This is a genomic window from Phenylobacterium sp. (assembly GCF_036264965.1).
GTDB lineage: Bacteria > Pseudomonadota > Alphaproteobacteria > Caulobacterales > Caulobacteraceae > Phenylobacterium.
This window is the reverse complement of the sequence record NZ_DATAPY010000051.1, coordinates 1-19,384: the sequence shown is the minus strand read 5'-3', so window position 1 is coordinate 19,384 and position 19,384 is coordinate 1. Positions and strand designations below refer to the sequence as shown.

General features: G+C 68.7%; 18 protein-coding genes. 6 read left to right on the top strand and 12 right to left on the bottom strand.

Annotated elements, in window-relative coordinates; translation table 11 throughout:
- The 6 genes from VHS75_RS07570 to VHS75_RS07545 form a co-directional block, all read right to left on the bottom strand.
- On the bottom strand, positions 1-216 hold a 216-nt coding region (locus VHS75_RS07570; RefSeq protein ID WP_329638001.1), incomplete at its 3' end, for an ATP-binding cassette domain-containing protein.
- An 11-nt stretch (positions 217-227) separates the two neighbouring features.
- Positions 228-1,088 carry a sulfate ABC transporter permease subunit CysW gene (cysW, locus tag VHS75_RS07565; protein ID WP_329638000.1) on the bottom strand — a complete coding sequence of 287 codons (861 nt, stop codon included), beginning with the start codon at positions 1,086-1,088 and terminating at the stop codon, positions 228-230.
- On the bottom strand, positions 1,085-1,954 hold the full coding sequence (cysT, locus tag VHS75_RS07560; RefSeq protein WP_329637999.1) for a sulfate ABC transporter permease subunit CysT: 870 nt from the start codon (positions 1,952-1,954) through the stop codon (positions 1,085-1,087). The genes cysW and cysT overlap by 4 nt, the downstream gene beginning before the upstream one ends.
- Positions 1,951-2,937, bottom strand: coding sequence for a sulfate ABC transporter substrate-binding protein (locus tag VHS75_RS07555; RefSeq protein ID WP_329637998.1), 987 nt, complete (start codon positions 2,935-2,937; stop codon positions 1,951-1,953). The genes cysT and VHS75_RS07555 overlap by 4 nt, the downstream gene beginning before the upstream one ends.
- 312 nt (positions 2,938-3,249) lie before the next feature.
- A complete protein-coding gene (locus tag VHS75_RS07550) occupies positions 3,250-4,254 on the bottom strand; it encodes a nitronate monooxygenase family protein (protein WP_329637997.1) in 1,005 nt (334 codons plus the stop codon).
- Positions 4,255-4,340: 86 nt separating this feature from the next.
- Positions 4,341-5,561 carry a glycosyltransferase family 2 protein gene (locus VHS75_RS07545; protein WP_329637996.1) on the bottom strand — a complete coding sequence of 407 codons (1,221 nt, stop codon included), beginning with the start codon at positions 5,559-5,561 and terminating at the stop codon, positions 4,341-4,343.
- A 161-nt stretch (positions 5,562-5,722) separates the two neighbouring features.
- Between VHS75_RS07545 and VHS75_RS07540 the strand changes: the two genes are divergently transcribed.
- Positions 5,723-7,132 (top strand): methylmalonyl-CoA mutase family protein, encoded by a 1,410-nt coding sequence (locus VHS75_RS07540; protein WP_329637995.1) that lies wholly within the window; start codon positions 5,723-5,725, stop codon positions 7,130-7,132.
- Between the two features lie 136 nt (positions 7,133-7,268).
- Complete coding sequence (gene scpA / locus VHS75_RS07535; RefSeq protein WP_329637994.1) at positions 7,269-9,425, top strand: methylmalonyl-CoA mutase; 2,157 nt, start codon at positions 7,269-7,271, stop codon at positions 9,423-9,425.
- A 1-nt stretch (position 9,426) separates the two neighbouring features.
- Here the strand turns inward: scpA and VHS75_RS07530 are convergent, their stop codons facing one another.
- Complete coding sequence (locus tag VHS75_RS07530) at positions 9,427-9,873, bottom strand: RidA family protein (protein WP_329637993.1); 447 nt, start codon at positions 9,871-9,873, stop codon at positions 9,427-9,429.
- A gap of 96 nt (positions 9,874-9,969) precedes the next feature.
- On the opposite strand from VHS75_RS07530, the gene VHS75_RS07525 reads away from it, so the two are divergent.
- Positions 9,970-11,247 carry an MFS transporter gene (locus VHS75_RS07525; RefSeq protein WP_329637992.1) on the top strand — a complete coding sequence of 426 codons (1,278 nt, stop codon included), beginning with the start codon at positions 9,970-9,972 and terminating at the stop codon, positions 11,245-11,247.
- 187 nt (positions 11,248-11,434) lie between these two features.
- Here the strand turns inward: VHS75_RS07525 and VHS75_RS07520 are convergent, their stop codons facing one another.
- The 3 genes from VHS75_RS07520 to VHS75_RS07510 form a co-directional block, all read right to left on the bottom strand.
- Positions 11,435-13,474, bottom strand: a complete 2,040-nt coding sequence (locus tag VHS75_RS07520; protein ID WP_329637991.1) for a redoxin domain-containing protein — start codon at positions 13,472-13,474, stop codon at positions 11,435-11,437.
- A gap of 169 nt (positions 13,475-13,643) precedes the next feature.
- Positions 13,644-14,453: a transglutaminase family protein gene (locus tag VHS75_RS07515; protein WP_329637990.1), complete on the bottom strand. Its 810-nt coding sequence runs from the start codon at positions 14,451-14,453 to the stop codon at positions 13,644-13,646.
- A gap of 18 nt (positions 14,454-14,471) precedes the next feature.
- Complete coding sequence (locus VHS75_RS07510; RefSeq protein WP_329637989.1) at positions 14,472-15,407, bottom strand: transglutaminase family protein; 936 nt, start codon at positions 15,405-15,407, stop codon at positions 14,472-14,474.
- A gap of 65 nt (positions 15,408-15,472) precedes the next feature.
- Between VHS75_RS07510 and VHS75_RS07505 the strand changes: the two genes are divergently transcribed.
- From VHS75_RS07505 to VHS75_RS07495, 3 genes are all read left to right on the top strand, one after another.
- Positions 15,473-16,210, top strand: a complete 738-nt coding sequence (locus VHS75_RS07505; protein WP_329637988.1) for an N-formylglutamate amidohydrolase — start codon at positions 15,473-15,475, stop codon at positions 16,208-16,210.
- A 52-nt stretch (positions 16,211-16,262) separates the two neighbouring features.
- A complete protein-coding gene (locus tag VHS75_RS07500; RefSeq protein WP_329637987.1) occupies positions 16,263-16,688 on the top strand; it encodes a VOC family protein in 426 nt (141 codons plus the stop codon).
- A 76-nt stretch (positions 16,689-16,764) separates the two neighbouring features.
- On the top strand, positions 16,765-17,457 hold the full coding sequence (locus tag VHS75_RS07495) for a superoxide dismutase (RefSeq protein ID WP_329637986.1): 693 nt from the start codon (positions 16,765-16,767) through the stop codon (positions 17,455-17,457).
- Here VHS75_RS07495 and VHS75_RS07490 read toward each other — a convergent pair.
- Positions 17,454-18,239 carry an ABC transporter ATP-binding protein gene (locus VHS75_RS07490; RefSeq protein ID WP_329637985.1) on the bottom strand — a complete coding sequence of 262 codons (786 nt, stop codon included), beginning with the start codon at positions 18,237-18,239 and terminating at the stop codon, positions 17,454-17,456. The two genes, VHS75_RS07495 and VHS75_RS07490, sit on opposite strands and share 4 nt — an antisense overlap.
- Positions 18,236-19,228: an iron ABC transporter permease gene (locus VHS75_RS07485; protein WP_329637984.1), complete on the bottom strand. Its 993-nt coding sequence runs from the start codon at positions 19,226-19,228 to the stop codon at positions 18,236-18,238. The genes VHS75_RS07490 and VHS75_RS07485 overlap by 4 nt, the downstream gene beginning before the upstream one ends.
- Positions 19,229-19,384: the final 156 nt, after the last annotated feature.

Genomic DNA, 19,384 nt, shown 5'->3' with positions numbered 1-19,384 from the left:
GGCCGCGCTGGCGAAGGTCACGTCCTGGCCGTCGAACAGCACCTGCCCCTGTTCGGGGAATTCCAGGCCCGCGATGGTGCGCAGGAGCGTGGTCTTGCCCGAGCCCGAGGGGCCCAGCAGGGCGATCAGCTCGCCCGGCCTGATGTCGAGGCTGACGCCGTTCAGCGCCGGATAGCGGCCGTAGGCCTTGTGGATATCGCGGACGGAAATGACCATGAGACAGCCCCTTAATGACGGGCGTGCAGGTCCGGCTGGAGCATCTCCAGCAGGGTCTTCAGCACCAGGGTGACGAGGGCGAGCAGGCACAGCAGGGCGGCCACGGCGAAGGCGCCCACGTAGTCGTACTCGTTGTAGAGGATCTCCACGTGCAGCGGCATGGTGTTGGTCAGGCCGCGGATGCGCCCGGACACCACCGACACCGCCCCGAATTCGCCCATGGCGCGGGCGTTGCACAGGAGCACGCCGTACAGCAGCGCCCACCGCACGTTGGGCAGCGTCACGCGGAAGAACGCGCGGAGCCCGCCGGCACCCAGCGACAGCGCCGCCTGCTCCTCGGTGACGCCCTGCTCCTGCATCAGCGGGATCAGCTCACGCGCGACGAACGGGAAGGTCACCAGAATGGTCGCCAGCACCAGGCCCGTGGTGGCGAAGATGATCTTGATGTCGTGGTCGATCAGCCACTCGCCGAACCAGCCCTGGGCCCCGAAGATCAGCACCCAGACCAGGCCCGACACCACCGGCGACATGGAGAACGGCAGGTCGATCAGGGTGAGCAGCGCGCTCTTGCCGCGGAATTCGAACTTGGCGATGCACCACGCGGCCGCGATCCCGAAGACCGCGTTCAGCGGCACGGCGATGGCGGCGACCAGCAGGGTCAGCTTCATCGCCGAGACAGCGTCCGGGTCGCTGATCGCGGCCAGGTACTTGCCGATCCCCTTGGCGAACGCGTCGTGGAACACCACGAACAAGGGCAGCACCACCAGGCCGGCCATCACGATCGCCGAGGCCAGCACGAGCAGGATCGCCAGGCCGGGCAGGCGAATGCTGGAAATCGGGCGGGCGCCCACAACTGGCTTTAGGACGGTCATGCCCTGCCCCTTCGCGCCAGCAGCAGCTGCAGCCAGTTGATCGCCACCAGCGAGCCGAAGGATATCGCCACCATGGCCAGGCCCACAGCCGCCGCGCCGGCGTAGTCGTACTGCTCCAGCTTGATGACGATCAGCAGCGGCGCGATCTCTGTCTTGCCCGGCAGGTTCCCGGCGATGAACACCACCGAGCCGTACTCCCCGACCGCGCGCGCGAAGGCCAGGCTGACGCCGGAGACCAACGAGGGGCCCAGCGCCGGCAGGATCACCCGCACCGCCCGCTGCAGGGCGTTGGCCCCCAGCGTCGTGGCCGCCTCCTCCACCTCCCGGTCCAGGTCCTGCAGCACCGGCTGCAGCGAGCGCACCACGAACGGCAGGCCGATGAAGACCAGGGCGATGAAGATGCCCAGGGGCGAATAGGCGGTCTTGATCCCGACCTTCGCCGCCAGCGATCCCAGCGGCCCGTTCGGCGCATAGATAGCGGTCAGGGCGATGCCGGCCACTGCGGTCGGCAGGGCGAACGGCAGGTCCACCAGGGCGTCCAGGATCCGCCGGCCGGGAAACTCATAGCGGGTCAGCGTCCAGGCCAGCAGGATGCCCAAGGGCGCGTTCAGCAGGGCAGCGAGTGCCGAGAGCCCGAAACTCAGACGCAGCGCCGCCGCCACGCGGGGCGCGCTCAGCGCATGCCAGACCCCGTCCAGCCCCAGTTCCCAGGGCCGGATCGCCAGCGCCACCAGCGGCAGGACGACGATGGCGCCCAGATAGGCCAGCGTAATGCCCAGCGACAGGCCGAAGCCCGGCAGGATGGAATGCACCACCCAGGGCCTGCGCGCCCTCACCGGCGCGGCGGGGATCGCGTGCGCCGTCATGTGGGTTTGTAGACCTGGTCGAACAGGCCGCCGTCGGCGAAGTGGACGGCCGTGGCCGTCTTCCAACCGCCGAACGCCTGGTCGATCGTCACCATCGGGATCGTCTTGAACGATGCCGCATACTTCGCCGCGGCCTTGGCTTCGCGCGGCCGGAAGTGACGCTTGCCGATGATATCCTGCGCCATCGGGCTGTAGAGGAAGTTCAGGTAGCCGGTGGCGACGACGCGGGTATTGTGGCGATCGACGTTCTTGTCCAGCAGCGCCACCGGCGGCTCGGCCAGGATCGAGCTCGACGGATAGACGATGTCGAAGTTCGGCCCGAACTCGTCGATGGTCAGGAACGCCTCGTTCTCCCAGGACAGCAGCACGTCGCCGATGTTGCGCTGGGCGAAGGTGGTGGTGGCGTCCCGCGCCCCGGCGCCCAGCACCGGCACGTTCTTGAACAGCCTGGCGATATAGTCCTTGGCCGGCCCCGGCCCGCCCAGCTTGAGCCCATAGGCATAGGCCGCCAGATAGGCCCAGCGCGCGCCGCCGGAGGTCTTCGGATTGGGCGTGATCACGCCCACGCCCGGCTTCACCAGGTCGGCCCAGTCGCGCACGCCCTTGGGGTTGCCCTTGCGCACCAGGAACACAATCGTCGAGGTGTAGGGCGTCGAATTGTTCGGCAGCCGCGATTGCCAATTGGGCGGCAAGAGCTTGGCCCGCGCGGCGATCTCGTCGATGTCGCCCGCCAGCGCCAGGGTCACCACATCGGCCTGCAGGCCGTCGATCACCGCGCGGGCCTGTTTGCCCGATCCGCCGTGGCTCTGCTTGATGTCGAGCGCCACACCGGTCTTGCCTTTCCAGTAGCTGGCGAAGGCGGCGTTGATCTCCTTGTAGAGCTCCCGGGTCGGATCATAGCTGACGTTCAGCAGGGTCACCGGCTTGGCGTCGGCGAAGGCGCGACCGGCCAGCAGCGGCGCCGTCGCTGCGACACCGGCCATCACGGCTCTTCGGGAAAGGTGCTGCCTCGTCATGGTCTCAAGTCCTCAGGGATTGGGGGCTCAGGGACGCTTGCCGGAACGCTGACAGCCGGGTTTCACCTCGCCCGATAACCCGCGAGGTGAAGCCACGTTTCATAGCGAACCGCGCAATCGGCGGTTTGCGCACTTCACAATCCCGTGGCGCAGGCGCGCGCATGCTCGATCCCTCGCCCAAAGCGAAGGCCAAGCTAAGCGTCTTATTCCTACTTACCTAGTTGGATTACGCTGGCGGGGACTGCAGAAAATCTGATGATCACAAGCCCGTGCGACGGCCTATTCGGCCGCCATGAGCACCCGGCCGGCGGTGAACGAGGTCTTCTCGGCCAGCGCCGCCTTGGCGGCTTCGTACTCACCGGCCAGGCGGGCCACCAGTTCGGCCGCGGTCGGGATCGACTTCACCGACCCGATGCCCTGGCCGCAGCCCCAGATGTCGCGCCAGGCCTTGGCCTTCTGGTTGCCGCCGGAACCGAAGTTCATCGCAGAGGCGTCCGACACCGGCAGGTTTGCCGGATCCAAGCCCGCGGCCACGATCGACGGCGTCAGGTAGTTGCCGTGCACCCCGGTGAAGAGGTTGGTGTAGGTGATGTCCTCGCCGGTGCTCTCGACGATCATCTGCTGATAGGCCGGGTTGGCGTTGGCTTCCCGGGTGGCGATGAAGGCCGAGCCCACATAGGCCAGGTCCGCGCCCATGGCCTGGGCTCCCAGGATCGAGCGGCCGTGGGCGATGGCGCCCGAGAGCGCGATCGGCCCGTCGAACCATTCGCGCAGGCCCTGGATCAGGGCGAAGGGCGACAGGTGCCCGGCATGGCCGCCCGCACCCGACGCCACCGGAATGAGGCCATCGGCCCCCTTCTCGATAGCTTTTCTGGCGAAGCGGTCGTTGATCACGTCGTGCAGCACGACGCCGCCATAGGAATGCACGGCGTCGTTCACCGGTGTCTGAGCGCCCAGCGAAGTGATGACGATCGGCGCCTTCCACTTGGTGGAGAGCTCGACGTCCTGCTCCAGCCGGTCGTTGGACTTGTGTACGATGTGGTTCACCGCGAAAGGCGCGGACGGCGTCTCCGGATGGTCGCGGTCCCAGGCGGCCAGCTCCTCGGTGATCCGGTGCAGCCACTCGTCCAGCAGCGAGACCGGCCGCGCGTTCAGCGCCGGGAACGCGCCCACGATCCCCGCCTTGCACTGGGCGATGACCAGATCGGGGTTGGAGATGATGAACAGCGGGCTGCCGATCACCGGAAGCCGAAGGCGGTCGCGCAGGACAGGCGGCAGGGCCATGGACGTCTCCTAAGAAATCTCGTTAAATTTACGTTGTACGCAAAAATTCGGTACAGACAACTCCGGCCAACCCCAAGGCTGCAGGATCACGCCGTCAGCGAAGGAAAGATCGGAAAGCGCCCCATGACAACGACGATGTCGCAGCTGAAGTCTTGGCCGCGCATCGAGGCGTCGGTCGCCTCGCCGATCTGGCAATAGGCGCGCCGCAGGTCGTCCGGCGCAACGGCGTCGGGACGCACGAACCGCACGCCCTCGATCGGGTTCATCCGCTCGATGATGTGCTCGGGGACATTCTCGCCGACCACGATCTCGGTGGCGCCCAGCTGGCTGCACTCCAGGAAGGCGGTCTCGATCGCGGCGAGCCGGGCCACGTCGTCATGGTCGACGCCGATCTGCGGCCGGAGCTCGTAGGCGTGCAGTCGCCGAAGCAGTTCATAGGCATTGGCCCAGTTCCGCGCATGGGCCTGCAGCTTCGCGGCCACCGTCATGCGTTCGCTGACGAAGCCCAGGATGGCAGCGCCCACCTGGGCCGCTTCCGGCAAGGCGCCGGGATTGAACTGGCGGGCGTAGGACGCCATCACTTCGAGCCCGCCGCGGTAGAGATCCCACGACTCCATGGCCTCGCGGTTGCCCACGTGGCTGCCTTCGGAAACCGCCGTCGCGGCCAGATGCGGCTGCGGACTAAACAGCACAGCGCCCTGGCCCAGCGCATGGGCCAGCATGTTGAAGTAGCTGTAGGTGAACCGCGGCGTCGGCCCGGCGATGGCCGGCAGCGCGGCGCGGCGCATCAACCAGCATTCGGGAAAGACGTGATTCTGGATCACGAAGGCGAGGCAATTGCCGTACTGCCCACTCTCGAAGCGCATCTCGCCCTCGAAGTCATAGAACTTGCCGATCACCGCGCCGCCCTGCGTCTCGTCGGTCAGCAGCCAGGGCGTCTGGATCATCACCAGCGCCGGGTCCTCGATCATCCGTTGCACATAGGCGAGCAGTTGGTCGGCGATCATCAGGTCGTCGTCGGCGATGCTGACGACGATCTCGCCGCGGGCCTGATGCAGGGTCGTCAGGATGTTCGGATAGGCGCCGACGTTGCGCGGCTGGCGGCTGACCCGCATCCGCGGATGCTGCGCGGCATACCGGGCCAGGATCTGCGGCGTGTCGTCGGTGGAGCAGTTGTCCGAGACCACCAGCTCATAGTCGATCCCCGAGCCGTCCAGGGCGCCCAAGTGATGAGTCAGGTAGCGGTCTAGGTAGCGGGCGCGATTGTAGGTCGCCAGGCAGAGGCTGAGGGTGGGCGAGCCCGGCATGTCCTTAGGTCCATCTGCGCCGACCAAGTCCACGCCCGGCGCGCCGACCCCAGAGAGCGCCCGAAGAGTCCGGCACGGCGCACGAGTCGTCAACGCGGGCCTGGCGCGCTTCTCCCGGCGCAAACTTGACGGAGCAGGCCTCGCGGGACCATCACCCGCTGATGACTGACGCCGACGTCCTCGCTTCGGACTTCCCGCCCGCCACGGAAGCCGCCTGGCGCGCCCTGGTCGACAAGACCCTGGGCGAGGCGCCCTTCAGCTCGCTGGAGAAGACCACGGTCGAGGGCTTGGCCATCGAGCCGCTCTACGCCGCAGCGCCGGCGCCCCTGGCGCCCGCCCGCACGGTCCCAGCCGACCGCGCCTGGGAAGTCGCCGCCCTGACCGCCCATCCCGACGTCGCGCGCGCCAATTCCGAGATCCTGGCCGACCTGCGCGGCGGCGCGGCGGCGGCGGTCGTGCGCGTCGACCCGACCGGCAAGGCCGGCGTCGCCGTCGGCTCCGAGGCGGCCTTGGCCCGCGCGGTCGACGGCGTGATCCTTGAGTTCGCGCCGGTCGCGCTCGACGCGGGGTTCCTAGGTCCCCAGGCCGCCGACTGGCTGAGCGCCGCGGCCAAGGCCTCGCCCACCGCCCTGCTGCGCTTCCACCTCGACCCCTTGAGCGCCTTCGCCCGGGCCGGCGCCAGCCCGGGGCCGATCGAGGCGCACCTGATCGCCGCGGCCAACACCGCCGTGCGCCTGGCCGAGACCTACCCGCTGGCGCAGCTGTTCCTGGCGTCCGGCCACGTGGTCCACGAAGCCGGCGGCGGCGAGGCCGGCGAGGTCGCCTTCGCGGCGGCCTCCGCCATCGCCTACGCCAAGGCCCTGGTCCGCGCGGGCCTGCCGATGACCGACGCCTTCGGCCGCATCACGCTGGGCCTCAGCGCCGACGCCGACTACTTCGTGACCATCGCCAAGCTGCGCGCCGCCCGCGCCGTCTGGGCGCGGATCGCCGCGGCCTGCGGGGCCGATCCGACGGCCCGCATCGAGGCCCGCTCCTCGCGCCGGATGCTCACCGCCAAGGACGCCTGGACCAACATGATCCGTCTGACCGCCGCCGGCTTCGGCGCGGCGGTCGGCGGGGCGGACAGCATCGTCCTTGGCAATTTCACCGACGCACTCGGCCTGCCCACCGAATTCGCCCGCCGCCAGAGCCGCAATTCGCAGCTCGTGCTGATGGAAGAGGCCCATATCGGCCGCGTCGCCGACCCTGCCGCCGGGTCCGGCTATATCGAGACGCTCACCGACGAGATCGCCCGCGCCGCGTGGGCCGAGTTCCAGGCCATCGAGACGGCCGGCGGGATCGTCGCCGCCCTGACCAGCGGCCAGATCGCGGGCGCGGTCGAGGCCGCCAGGGCCGCCCGTCCGGAACCCAAGATCATCGGCGTCACCGCCTTCCCACCGGCCAAGGACACCCCCGTTGAGGTCGAGATCGCCGCGGCCAAGGCCGCCAGCGCGCCCTCACCCCGCCTGCCCGGCCCCGACAGCGCCTGCCCGCCGCTGACGCCGATGCGCATCTCGGAGGCCTTCGAATGAGCCTCAACAAAAAACCCGTCATCCCACGGTCGGCCGCAGGCCGATCCGGGGGACCCAAGCCGAGCCTTACCAAGTCGCACCTCGGCTTGGGTCACCCGGATAAACCGGGTGATGACGAATGTGGGGGGAAGCGGTGATGAGCAAATTCCCCGACTTCTCGACGATGGCGTTCGAACCTCTGGTCAGCAAAATTCTGCAGACCGGCGAGCCCTGGCAGACGCCCGAAGGCATCGCCGTCCGTCCCGCCTACGGCCCCGCCGACACCGCGGCCCTCGACACGCTCGGCGGCTATCCCGGCCTCGCACCCTTCCTGCGCGGCCCCTATCCGACCATGTACCTGACCAACCCGTGGACCATCCGCCAGTACGCGGGCTTCTCCACGGCCGAGGACTCCAACGCCTTCTATCGCCGCAACCTGGCCGCCGGTCAGATGGGCCTCTCCATCGCCTTCGACCTGGCCACCCACCGCGGTTATGACAGCGACCATCCGCGGGTGAAGGGCGATGTGGGCATGGCCGGCGTGGCCATCGATTCCATCCTCGACATGCGCACGCTGTTCGACGGCATCCCGCTCGACAAGATGAGCGTCTCGATGACCATGAACGGCGCGGTCCTGCCGATCCTGGCGCTCTACATCGTGGCCGGCGAGGAACAGGGGGTGCCGCACAAGGCGCTCTCCGGCACCATCCAGAACGACATCCTGAAGGAGTTCCTGACCCGGAACACCTACATCTATCCGCCGATCCCCTCGATGCGGATCGTCTCGGACATCTTCGGCTACACCAGCCGCGAGATGCCGCGCTTCAACTCGATCTCGATCAGCGGCTATCACATGCAGGAAGCCGGCGCGACGCTCGACCTGGAGCTCGCCTACACCTTGGCCGACGGCATCGAATACGTCCGCGCCGGCGTGGCCGCGGGCCTGCCGGTCGACAGCTTCGCGCCCCGCCTGTCGTTCTTCTGGAACGCCGGCATGAACGCCTTCATGGAGATCGCCAAGCAGCGCGCGGCGCGCCTGCTGTGGGCCAAGCTGATGAAGGCCGAGTTCGATCCGAAGGACGCCCGCTCGCTCTCCTTGCGGGCCCACACCCAGACCTCCGGCTGGAGCCTCGCCGCTCACGACGTCTTCAACAACGTGGCCCGGACCACTGTCGAGGCCATGGCCGCGGTTGGCGGCCAGACCCAGAGCCTGCACACCAACTCCTTGGACGAAGCCCTTGCTTTGCCGACGGATTTCTCCGCGCGCATCAGCCGCAACACCCAGCTGTTCCTGCAGGCCGAAAGCGGCCAGACGCGGGTGATCGATCCCTGGGGCGGCTCCTACTACATCGAGCGCCTGACCGCCGACCTTGCCGCCCGCGCCCTGCACCATATCGCCGAAGTCGAGGCCCTGGGCGGCATGGCCAAGGCCATCGAGAACGGCCTGCCCAAGCGCCGCATCGAGGAGGCCTCGGCCCGCACCCAGGCGCGCATCGACGCCGGCCTCCAGAGCGTGGTCGGCGTCAACCGCTACCGCCCTGATACGCCTGACGAGATCCCGGTGCTGAAGGTGGACAACACCGCCGTGCGCGAGCAGCAGCTCGCCAAACTCGCGCGCCTGAAGGCCGAGCGCGACCCGAAGGCCGTCGAGGCCGCGCTCACCGCTCTCACCAACGGCGCGGCGGGGAACGGCAACCTGCTGGAACTCTCTGTCGACGCCGCCCGAGCCCGCGCGACGCTCGGCGAAATCTCCGACGCCCTGGAAGAGGTCTTCAATCGTCACAAGGCCCACGCCGACGCGGTGAAGGACGTCTATCTGCGCGAAAGCGGGGTCACCGCCAGCGCCCGCCGCGCCCAGGAAATGGCCGCCGCCTTCACCCAGGCCGACGGCCAGAAGCCGCGCATCCTGGTCGCCAAGATGGGCCAGGACGGCCACGACCGCGGCCAGAAGGTGATCGCCTCGGGCTTCGCTGACCTCGGCTTCGACGTCGAGATCGGCGACCTCTTCCAGACCCCGTCCGAGACCGCCGCCCAGGCCGTCGCCGACGGCGTGCATGCGGTGGGCGCCAGTTCGCTCGCCGCCGGCCACCTCACCCTCGTGCCCGAGCTGAAGAGCGAACTCGCCAAGCTGGGCCGCGCCGACATCATGGTGGTCGTCGGCGGCGTCATCCCGCCGGAGGACTTCGCGGCCCTGCGCGACATGGGCGTGGCCGCCATCTTCACGCCCGGCACGACCGTTCCGGAGGCCGCCATCTCGGTGATCGAGCGGCTTAACGAACAGCTCGGCTACGCCCAGGAACAGGCCGCGGAATAGGCTAGCGCTTCACCGCGATGCCCATCACCTCGAACTTGGCGCCGCCGAGCAGGTGGTCGACGCCCAGATAGGCGCGCGCCGGCATCGGGCCCTTGAAATAGGTCCGGTAGACCTCGTTGAAGGCCGCATAGTCCGCGAGGTCCGATGAGAAGATCTGCACCCAGACGAGATCGTCCATGGTCAGGCCGCCCGACTCCACCTCCCGCTTGACGTTATCGAGCACGCGCTTGGCTGCGGCCGCGCCGGTGTCCCCCGTCACCGGCCCGCGGTCGGTCGTGCCGGCGACGTAGAGGGTCTTGCCGGCCAGGACGGCGCCGCTGTACGGCGGGTTGGGCCCACCCGCGCCACTGGGCGTGGCGGGGAAATGCTGCCGCTCCGCCTCTGCGGCGTGGGCGGCCAGCGGCAGGAGCGCCAGAACGGAGGCGGTCAAAATAGCGGTTGGATTCATCTCGCTCTCCAGGATCGAAGCTCGCCCCTATCAGCGCCGACTCGACCAGGGCCGCAAACCCGTCAATTACTCTACGTGAGAAGCTGGGGCGGGTGCATGCCGGACGAAACGCTGGAACGCAGCACCCTGCGCAAGGTCGCGTGGCGGCTCTTGCCGCTGATCCTGCTGGGCTACCTGGCCTCCTACATGGATCGGGTGAACATCAGCTTCGCCGCGCCGACCATGAACGCCCAGCTCGGCTTCACCGCCTCCGTCTACGGCTTCGGCGGCGGCCTGTTCTTCATCAGCTACGCCATCCTGGAGATTCCCTCGAACCTCATCCTGGCCCGCGTCGGGGCCCGGCGCTGGCTGGCCAGGATCATGATCACCTGGGGGCTTGTGGCCATGAGCATGGCGCTGGTCCGCACCGATTGGCAGTTCTACCTAGTGCGCTTCCTGCTGGGCGCCGCCGAGGCGGGCTTTTTCCCCGGCGTGATCTACTACCTCGGCCTCTGGTTCCCCCAGGCCTACCGCGGCCGGGCGATCTCACGGTTCTATGTCGCAGCGCCCCTGGCCTCGGTGGTGATGGGCGCCGTGGCGGGCAGCCTGCTGGGCCTGGACGGCCGCCTGGGCCTCCACGGCTGGCAGTGGCTGCTGATCGCCGAGGGCGCGCCGGCCGTGATCCTCGCCTTCGTCTTCCTGCGCTGGCTGCCCGACCGCCCGGCCAACGCCGCCTGGCTTTCATCTGAGCAGCGCGCCTGGCTGGAGGCCCGGATCGCCGCCGACAACGCCGCCATCGTCGCCCCTGAGCACAGCGCTGCGCGCGCGCTTTTCCGCCCGGCGGTGATTGCTCTGGTGCTGGTGAACTTCCTCTACCTCGGCCCCTACTACGCCTTCACCCTCTCGGCCCCGACGATCCTTAAGGAGGCGACCGGCCTCAACCCCGCCCACGTCGGCTATCTGGTCGCGGCGGGCGGCATCGCGGGAGCCTTCGGCATGGCCGCGGCCGGCTGGAGCTCCGACCGCCTGCGCGAGCGCTACCTCCACCTGGCCGTCCCCTTGGTGGCGGTGGCCGCCTGCTTCTGGCTGATCGCGGCGAGCCCGCCGCCCGCGGTCGTCATGGTCGCCTTCCTCGCCATGATGGCCAGCTACTTCGCGGTCAGCGCCGCTTTCTGGCTGGCGCCCGGCGAGATCGTCCATCCGCGCGCCGTGGCGCTGACGGTCGCGGCGATCAACGGCCTGGGTCAGGTGGGCTCGTTCCTCTTCCCCTGGCTCTGGGGACTGGCCAAGGACAAGACTGGCGGCTTCCACCTGGGCCTCAGCCTGTTGCCGGTCGCCTTCCTCGCCGCGGCGGCCATTGTCATGGGCCTACGATACAGGCGGCGGCCCGCCTAGACCCTGTCCCGGCTGACTTGAATCAAGTCAGCCGGGAAAGAACAGGGTCGTCGTCTATATCTGGAGCCCTTCTTGTCCACTCAGGTTGATCCAACCTGAGTGGGAAGGGCTCCAGGCCGCAGCCCCCCAAAAGAAAAACGCCGGGGCGTGCACCCCGGCGTTCCTCAATCTACAGAGCTTTCGACTGTTACTGGTTGGTCGGGCTGGGATTGAAAGCCTCGGCCTGCTGGGCCGCTTCCGACTTCGGCTTGGCGGGCGGAGCCGCCGCGGCCGACCGGCGATTGCCCATCATGCCCTGGGCGGCGGCCAGTTCGTCGGCGTCCAGATAGCCGTCGTGGTTCTTGTCGAGCACGTCGAAGTACTTGAGCAGCATGGCGCCCATCTGGCCCTTCAGCTCGGCCTTCTCCAGCTTGCCGTCCAGGTTGTCGTCCATCATGCCGAGCAAGCGGGTCTTGCCCAGCTCCTCGTCATAGTTGACGCGGTGCGAGGCGGTCTCGCCCACCCAGCGGTAGCTGAGCGAGGTGAACAGCATCTCCTGGAACGACTGCTCGCCCCACGAGACATTGATCTTCGGGTCCGGGTTCGAGGGGTTCCGCTTGGAGTTGTCGTAGACGTAGTGGGAGACCAGCTTCGATCCCGCCGGGATCTTGATCGGCTCGGCGAAGGTGTAGCTGCGCTGCCAGTTGAAGTCATAGCGCGGCAGAGCCAGCAGCTCCTTCATCTTGCCGTCCGGATACTGGATCCATAAGTCCGCCGAATAGGCGCGGTAGTGGGCGTGCGGGAAGGCCGAATAGAGCAGCGCGTCGTGCGGGAACTGCACATAGGCCACTTCCTTGTGGCGCGCCTCGCCGGCCGGAATCTGGATGGTCGGGTCCATCACCACCGTCGAATGCATGATCAGTTCCGGCGGCTTGTCGTAGAAGTAGAGCGCGACCCGGCTCTTATCGACCGACTCCTTGCCGAACGGCGTGTAGTGCATCTGGAAGCCGATCGCGCCGCCGGGCGGCAGGTAGACGCCGGCATTGGTCGGCTCGATCGAGCTTTCCGCGCCCACGGCGTAGCCGGCCCCCAACGAGGCCGCCCACTTGGTCTCGGACGACTTCCCGTCGGCCGGCATCTGCTCCATCCAGCCGGTCAGCAGGTGGTGCACGCCCTGGCGCTCGCCCGGCTTCACGGTGGAGGCCCGGACCCACTTGCCTTCGGTCAGCGTGCCGGCCACCGCCGGACGTTGATAGTCGACCACGCCCGAGGCCGGGATCTTGAAGGCCGGGACATCGATGATCAGGTCCGGCTTGCCCAGCGGCCATTCGGCGGCCACGTGCTTCACCGCGCCCAGCGGGTCGGCGCCCTCGCCGCGCGGCGCGCCTTCCTCGATCCAGTGGACCAGGGTCTTCGTCTCGTCCGCCGTCAGGCGCTTGTCGTCGGAGAATTTCCCGATGTGCGGATCGGCGTGATAGGGCGGCATCCGATCGGTGCGGATCACTTCGCGGATCATCGGTGCGAAGCCCTTGACCATCGCGTAGTTGTTCATGGCGAAGGGACCGATGCCGCCTTCTTCGTGGCAGGCCACGCACTTGGCTTCCAGGATCGGCGCCACGTCCTTGGCGTAGGAGACCTTCACCGCGCCGCGTTCCGGGAAGGCGATCGGAGCGCCCTTGCTCGGCTCGGCGGCCGCCACGGTCACCGACTTGCCGGCCACCAGGGCGTCGAGCGCCTTTTCCGAGCCCGGCAGGGCGCCGTGATAGACGACCTTCCAGCTCTTCGGATCGATGACGACGACTTCCGCCGAGCGGGTTACGCCCAGGCTCTCGCCGACCAGCTGGTAGCTGTCCATCAGGATCGGGGTTTCGTAGCCGGCCTTCTGGGCCTCGGCCTGGATCGCCTCGCGCGTGTCCTTCAGGTTGGAGTTCATCATCATGAACTCCACGCCCTTGGCGGCGTACGCCGTCTTCAGCGCCTTCAGCGCCGGGGCCTGGGCCCGCATCACCGCGTCACCGTTCGCCTGGGTGACGATCACGATCGCCGGCGCGTCGGCCAGACGGTAGAGCTCGTGGGCCTCCATGTTGGCGTCCACGAGCATGAAGTTGTCGACCGAGGTCGCCATCGGGGCGTTGGCTGCGACGCCGGACCCGTGCGCCAGCGCGCTCGAGGACTGGTCGCTGGTGCAGCCCACCAGGGCCGCTGTGCCGGCCAGCAGGGCCAGGATGCCGAGTTTCGCGCGGTTCATCGTGTCGTTCCCCAAAATCTTCGGCATATGCCAAATGCGCCACCGTGGCGGGTCCACGCGGCGTGCGCCGTATATCCGCCAACCACGTTACACGAATATTGCCGCGCTTCGCATGCGACGTCGTGTCTGCAGCCTAGTCGCCGCGGAGATGAGGTTTGGATGCAACGCCTCAGGCGCGTGGCAATTCCTCGGCGATCACCTTGAAGCCGGTGAGCGTATTGGGGCCGAAGCTGGTGACGATGGCCGCGTCGGTGGCGTCGCGCCCACGGGCCATCAGGACCCGCCCGATTCGCGGCCTGTCGTGCCGCGCATCCAGCACATGCCAGGCGCCGCCGAGGTAGACCTCGAACCAGGCGCTGAAATCCATCTCGCCCTCGATCGGCACACCGATGTCGCCCATGTAACCGGTGCAGTAGCGCGCCGGGATGTTCATGCAGCGGCAGAGGGTGATCGCCAGATGGGCGTAGTCGCGGCAGACGCCCTGCCGCTCCTCGTGCGCCTCGAAGGCCGTCTTGGTGGGCCGCGCGTGCTCGTAGCCGAAGGTGATCCGCTGGTGAGTGTACTTCACGATCGCCTGGGCGCGAGCCCAGCCCGGCGGGACGTCGCCGAACAGCCGCCAGGCCAGGGCCAGCAGTTGCTCGGTCTCGCAGTAGCGGCTGGCCAGCAGGAAGACGATGGCGTCGTCGGGCAGGTTCTCCACTGGATGCTGGATCGCGTCAGGCGTCACAGGGTCCGGCTCGCCCGAATCGCGGATCACGAAGTCGGACGACAGCACCGTGTGTCCGGCCGGCAGCACCACGCGGCTGCACAGATTGCCGAACGTGTCGTGGTACTGGCCGATCGCAACGCCCCGATCGGTGCGGAGCAGGTCGAAGCTCTCAAGATCCTGATGGCGGGACGGATGGACGTTCAGCAACAACAGCATCGGCGTCGGCTGCGGACACTCGTAGGTGATCTCGTAGCCGGCCCGGATGCGCACTCTGATGTCCCCGTCGCTCTAATATCCCTGCGCAACACGCCGCAGCGGCGCCGGTTGCGTGTCGGCCTCGGCTTCCACCGAAACTTCCACTTCCACGTCCATGCCGAGGTAGTCCGCCGGCAGGCCCGACCAGGTTCCGTGCAGCGGCGCCGCCTGGCGCGGATCGCGGGCGATGGCCACGCGGACCAAGTCCGCATTGCCGACGATGCCGTTGGTCGGGTCGAATTCCACCCAGCCGCAGGACGGCAGATAGACCCGAACCCAGGCGTGAGTATGGCCGCCGCCGGTGCGACCCGCCTTCTGCGAGCCGCCACTTTTCGACGACGAATAGACGTAGCCCGACACGAACCGCGCCGCGAGGCCCAGGCTGCGCACCGCCTCGATCATCAGCATGGCGAAGTCGCGGCAGCTGCCGGATCCCAGGGCCAGCGTCTCCAGCGGCGCCTGGGGCGCGCCGGTCAGCCGCGTCCCATAGGCGAACTCGCCATGGATCGCGTGGGTCATGTCGGTGAGCAGGGTCCGCAGGCTGGTCGCGCCCGCCCGGCGGACGAACCGCCGCGCCCAGGCCTCCAGCTCGCCGGTCGGATCCGAGTGTTGGCGCTCGATGGACTGCGCCAGGTCCGGATGGTCTTCCTCGCTGTAGGCCAAGGGCAGCGTCTGCGCGTAGCTTTCGCCGTCGAAATCGAACGCCGGCTGCGGAGTGTGTTCCAGCGTCACCCGGCTCTCGACAGACAGGCGCTCCGCGCGACCCGTGAACCGAGCGATGGACACGCAATTGCCGAAGACGTCATGGACGTTGCGCAGCACCGCCGGCTGTGGCCAGACGGCCAGCTCGGCGGAGACCAGCCGCTGGTCATAACTTTCCAGCGGCCGCAGCATCATGCGGTGCTCGCCCAGCGCCACCGGGTTGCGGTAGCGATAGGTCGTCAGGTGGCGGATGGAGACCAATGGCATTGCCGAACGGTGCGGGCGATTCCGTTAACGGGTCTATGACGTTGCTTGCGCCAATTGAACGCAGCGTGGCCATTGCGCTAAATCCAGGCGCCGCCTCGCCTTTCCTGCTCCTGGGCGACCACGCGGGCCGTGAGATTCCGCAACAATTGCGCGACCTCGGCCTGCCGCCCGCCGAGCTGGACCGCCACATCGCCTGGGACATCGGCGTGGCAGGCTACGGCGCCCTGCTCTCGCAAGTTCTGGACGCGACCTTCATCCGCCAGCGGTTCTCGCGCCTGGTGATCGACTGCAATCGCGATCCTGCCCGCGCCGACGCCATCCCGGAGATCAGCGACGGCGCGGACATCCCCGGCAATCGCGCCCTTTCGCCGCCTGACCGCGAAGCCCGCATCACGGAGATCGCCCGGCCCTACCAGGCCGCCATCGCCGCCGAACTGGACGCCCGCGCGGTCCGCGGCCTGGCGACTACGCTGATCTCCCTGCACTCTTTCACGCCCCGCATGGACGGCGTCGACCGGCCCTGGCGCTTCGGCGTCCTGCACGCCGGCGACAGCCCCTATTCCCGCGCCGTCCTGGCCCGCCTGCGCGGCGAACTGGGCGAGGCCCTGGTCGGCGACAATGAGCCCTACCGAATGGACGAGGTCGACTTCACCATCCCGCTACACGCTGGCGGCCGCGGCCTCGACTATCTGGAGCTGGAGGTCCGCCAGGACCTGGTGGCCGACCCCGCCGGCCAGGCCCAGATCGCCGCATTCGTCGCGCGCCTGCTGCCGACGGCCCTAGCCGACGTCGGCAGGACCTAGGCGACCGGCGCCATAGCGCGCAGGATGGCGGAGAGACAGGAGGAGACTTCCAATGAGCGACACTGCCACCGCGCCGGCGCCTCAGGTGACCACGGCGCCCTCCGCCCGCTTCGGCTTCATGAAGTTCGTCGTCCGCGACCTCGACGCCATGCGCAGCTTCTACGAGCGCGCCTTCGGCCTCGTGGTCAGCCAGACCATCGACCTGCCCGACATCATGGAACTGGTCCTGCGCCGCCCCGGCGAGGAAACCGGCTTTAGCCTGATCCTCTATTGGAACAAGGGCGGCCGCGAGGTCTCGGTGGGAACCGGTCACGGCCCGCTCGGCCTGTTCGTCCGCGACGTTGACGCCGCCTACGCCCATGCGGTCAGCCAGGGCGCAACGCCCCACCGCGAGCCCTGGGACGCCGGCGCCATGCGCGTGGCCTTCGTCCTCGATCCCGAGGGCCGCGAACTGGAGCTGATCTCGATGAAGCGCTAGGCCCGCCGAACAGCGCTCGGCGAGGAACAGGCGGTGGGAGCGGCCCGTTGAAGAAATTCAACCGAGGGTCCCCGCCATGTTCACGCTGCCCAAGCTTCCCTACGACTATGCGGCGCTCGAGCCGACGCTGTCGGCCGACACGCTGCACACCCACCACGACAAGCATCACAAGGCCTACGTCGAGAAGACCAACGAACTGGCGACCAAAGCCGGGCTCGACGGCGGTCCGCTGGAAGAGGTGGTGCGGGAGTCGGCGAAGGCGAGCGACAAGAGGCTCTTCCACAACGCCGCCCAGGCCTGGAACCACGCCTTCTTCTGGGACTGCATGACGCCGAAGTCGGCCGCGCCCACGGGCGAACTCAAGGCCGCCATCGATGAGGCTTTCGGCTCGCTCGACGCCTTCAAGGACGCCTTTGTCGAGGAAGGCTTCAACCACTTCGGCTCAGGCTGGGTGTGGCTGGTGACAGGCTCAGAGGGCCTGAAGGTGATCTCCACCCACGACGCCGACGACACCCTGGTGAAGGACGGCCTCTTCCCGCTCCTGGTCTGCGACCTGTGGGAGCACGCCTACTACCTGGACTACAAGAACGACCGGAAGGGCTTCCTGAAGGCTTGGCTCGACAGGGTCGCCAACTACGCCTTCGCCGGGAAGCAGCTCGCGGCGTCTGAGGGTCAGGGCGACGGCTTTCGCTATCCGAGCCCCAGCGCCAACGACGACAGCTCCGACCGCCGCGCGGCGCCGGGCGAGGCCGAACGCCCGCAGGCCTAGCTGTTGACGGCGAGCGGCCCGAGATAGTCCACGTAGGCGTTCGCGCCCTCGCCGGCGATCCGGGCCTCGACCTCGAAGACCTCCCGCAGCAGGCCGGTTGTCATGACGGAAGCCGTCGGCCCGAATGCCGCCAGCCGCCCGGCCTTCAGCGCCATGACGTGGGTCGAGAACCTCAGGGCCAGGGTCAGATCGTGCAGGGCCACGACCACCAGCCGGCCCTCGCCCGCCAGCCGCTGCAACCGGGTGACGGTGTCCAGCGCATGGCGCGGGTCCAGACCCGCGATCGGCTCGTCGGCGATCACCGCTTGCGGGTCGCCGATCAGGGCGCGGGCGAGCATGGCGCGCGACAGCTCGCCGCCCGACAGCGTCGTCGCAGGCTGCAGGCGCTGGTCCATAAGATCGCAGGCTTTCAACGCCTGGGTCAGCCGCGGTTCGAACCCGCCGGGCAGGCCGCCGAAGGCCGGAAGTTGCGGCGTCAGGCCCAGCGCCACCAGCCGCTCCACCGCGATCGGCCACTCGGCGCGGGGGTTCTGCGGCAGGTAGGCGCGCCGCCGCGCCAGCTCCCGCCGATCCAGCCGCGGCAGCGACGTCCCGTCCAGGCTCACCGTCCCCTCGTCCGGCGCCAGCAGGCCCGCCAGCACCGACAACAGCGTCGACTTGCCCGCCCCGTTTGCGCCGACAACGGCGACGAAGGCGCCGCCCTCCAGCTCGCAGGAAACCGCGTCGACGATCGCCCGCCCGCTGCGACGGACTGTCAGGTTTGTCGCGCAAAGCCTTGTCATGGCGCGAGTTTCCGCAGCCGCAGCAGGAGCCAGAAGAAGAACGGCGCCCCGATCAGGCTGGTGATCACCCCCAGCCGCAGCTCGGTGTTGGTGTGGATCACCCGCGTGCCGATGTCGGCCAGCAGCAACAGCGTCGCCCCCAGCAGCGTCGAGGGCAGCATGGTCCGGCTCGGCTGGTGCCCCACGAACGGCCGCACCAGGTGCGGCGCCACCAGGCCGATGAAACCCACCGACCCCACCACCGAGGTCGCCGCGCCAACCGCGAGGCCGACGCCCAGCAGGGTCAGCACCCGGGTGCGGTCCACGCGCACGCCCAGGCTCTCCGCCTGCGCCTCACCGAGTGTCAGCGCGTCGATCGACCGGCCCATGGTCGACAGGATCGCCACGCCGGCCACGATGAACGGCGTGGCCAGCAGGACGTGGTCCCAGCTCTTCTCGGAGAACGAGCCCAGCATCCAGATGCTCATCTCGTAGGCCGCATAGGGGCTGGGCGCGAAGTTGAGCGCCATGGCCAGGAAGGCGCTCATCAGGCTGGAGACCGCCGCGCCGGCCAGGATCAGCGTGAGCGTGCTGCCGCGCCCGAAGGCGAAGGTCAGCGCGCCCGCCGCCATGGCGCCGGCCAGCCCGAGCAGCGGCGTCGCCAGCGGGAACACATGCGCCAGGCCGAAGTAGATCGAGATCACCGCGCCGAGCGCCGCGCCGTTCGAGACGCCCAAGAGGCCCGGGTCGGCCAGCGGATTGCGCAGCAGGCCCTGCAGCGCCGCGCCCGCCAGCCCCAGCGCGCCGCCCACCAGGATCGCCAGCACCGCGCGCGGCAGGCGCAGCTCCGTCACCACCAGGCCGGCCAGCGTCGGGTGCGGCGAGGCCAGGCCGGCGAGCAGCTCGCCGGGGCTGAGGTTCACCCGGCCCAGGAACAGCGAGGCCACCGCAACGGCCGCCAGCAGCAGGCCCGCCAGGGTCGGCAGGAGATAACCACGCCAGGCCTTCATCGGATCGGCCGCTTCGGCGGCAGAGCTTCGAGCGCGTGGCGAAGCGCGGCCGCGCTGTCCGCCGATTGCGGCAGGCCGCAGGTATGGGCGATGTCGCTGTAGGCGATGCGGCGGTCGGCATAGAGCTCGCGCACCACGCGGTGCTGGCCCTCGTCA

Excerpts from the sequence above, each read along its gene's own strand:
- scpA (WP_329637994.1), top strand. The coding sequence starts at position 7,269 with ATGAGCAAATTCCCCGACTTCTCGACGATGGCGTTCGAACCTCTGGTC.
- VHS75_RS07500 (WP_329637987.1), top strand. The coding sequence starts at position 16,263 with ATGAGCGACACTGCCACCGCGCCGGCGCCTCAGGTGACCACGGCGCCC.
- VHS75_RS07495 (WP_329637986.1), top strand. The coding sequence starts at position 16,765 with ATGTTCACGCTGCCCAAGCTTCCCTACGACTATGCGGCGCTCGAGCCG.
- VHS75_RS07510 (WP_329637989.1), bottom strand. The coding sequence starts at position 15,407 with ATGCCATTGGTCTCCATCCGCCACCTGACGACCTATCGCTACCGCAAC.
- VHS75_RS07555 (WP_329637998.1), bottom strand. The coding sequence starts at position 2,937 with ATGGCCGGTGTCGCAGCGACGGCGCCGCTGCTGGCCGGTCGCGCCTTC.
- VHS75_RS07485 (WP_329637984.1), bottom strand. The coding sequence starts at position 19,228 with ATGAAGGCCTGGCGTGGTTATCTCCTGCCGACCCTGGCGGGCCTGCTG.
- VHS75_RS07520 (WP_329637991.1), bottom strand. The coding sequence starts at position 13,474 with ATGAACCGCGCGAAACTCGGCATCCTGGCCCTGCTGGCCGGCACAGCG.
- VHS75_RS07550 (WP_329637997.1), bottom strand. The coding sequence starts at position 4,254 with ATGGCCCTGCCGCCTGTCCTGCGCGACCGCCTTCGGCTTCCGGTGATC.
- cysW (WP_329638000.1), bottom strand. The coding sequence starts at position 1,088 with ATGACCGTCCTAAAGCCAGTTGTGGGCGCCCGCCCGATTTCCAGCATT.
- VHS75_RS07490 (WP_329637985.1), bottom strand. The coding sequence starts at position 18,239 with ATGACAAGGCTTTGCGCGACAAACCTGACAGTCCGTCGCAGCGGGCGG.
- VHS75_RS07545 (WP_329637996.1), bottom strand. The coding sequence starts at position 5,561 with ATGCCGGGCTCGCCCACCCTCAGCCTCTGCCTGGCGACCTACAATCGC.
- VHS75_RS07540 (WP_329637995.1), top strand. The coding sequence starts at position 5,723 with ATGACTGACGCCGACGTCCTCGCTTCGGACTTCCCGCCCGCCACGGAA.
- cysT (WP_329637999.1), bottom strand. The coding sequence starts at position 1,954 with ATGACGGCGCACGCGATCCCCGCCGCGCCGGTGAGGGCGCGCAGGCCC.
- VHS75_RS07525 (WP_329637992.1), top strand. The coding sequence starts at position 9,970 with ATGCCGGACGAAACGCTGGAACGCAGCACCCTGCGCAAGGTCGCGTGG.
- VHS75_RS07530 (WP_329637993.1), bottom strand. The coding sequence starts at position 9,873 with ATGAATCCAACCGCTATTTTGACCGCCTCCGTTCTGGCGCTCCTGCCG.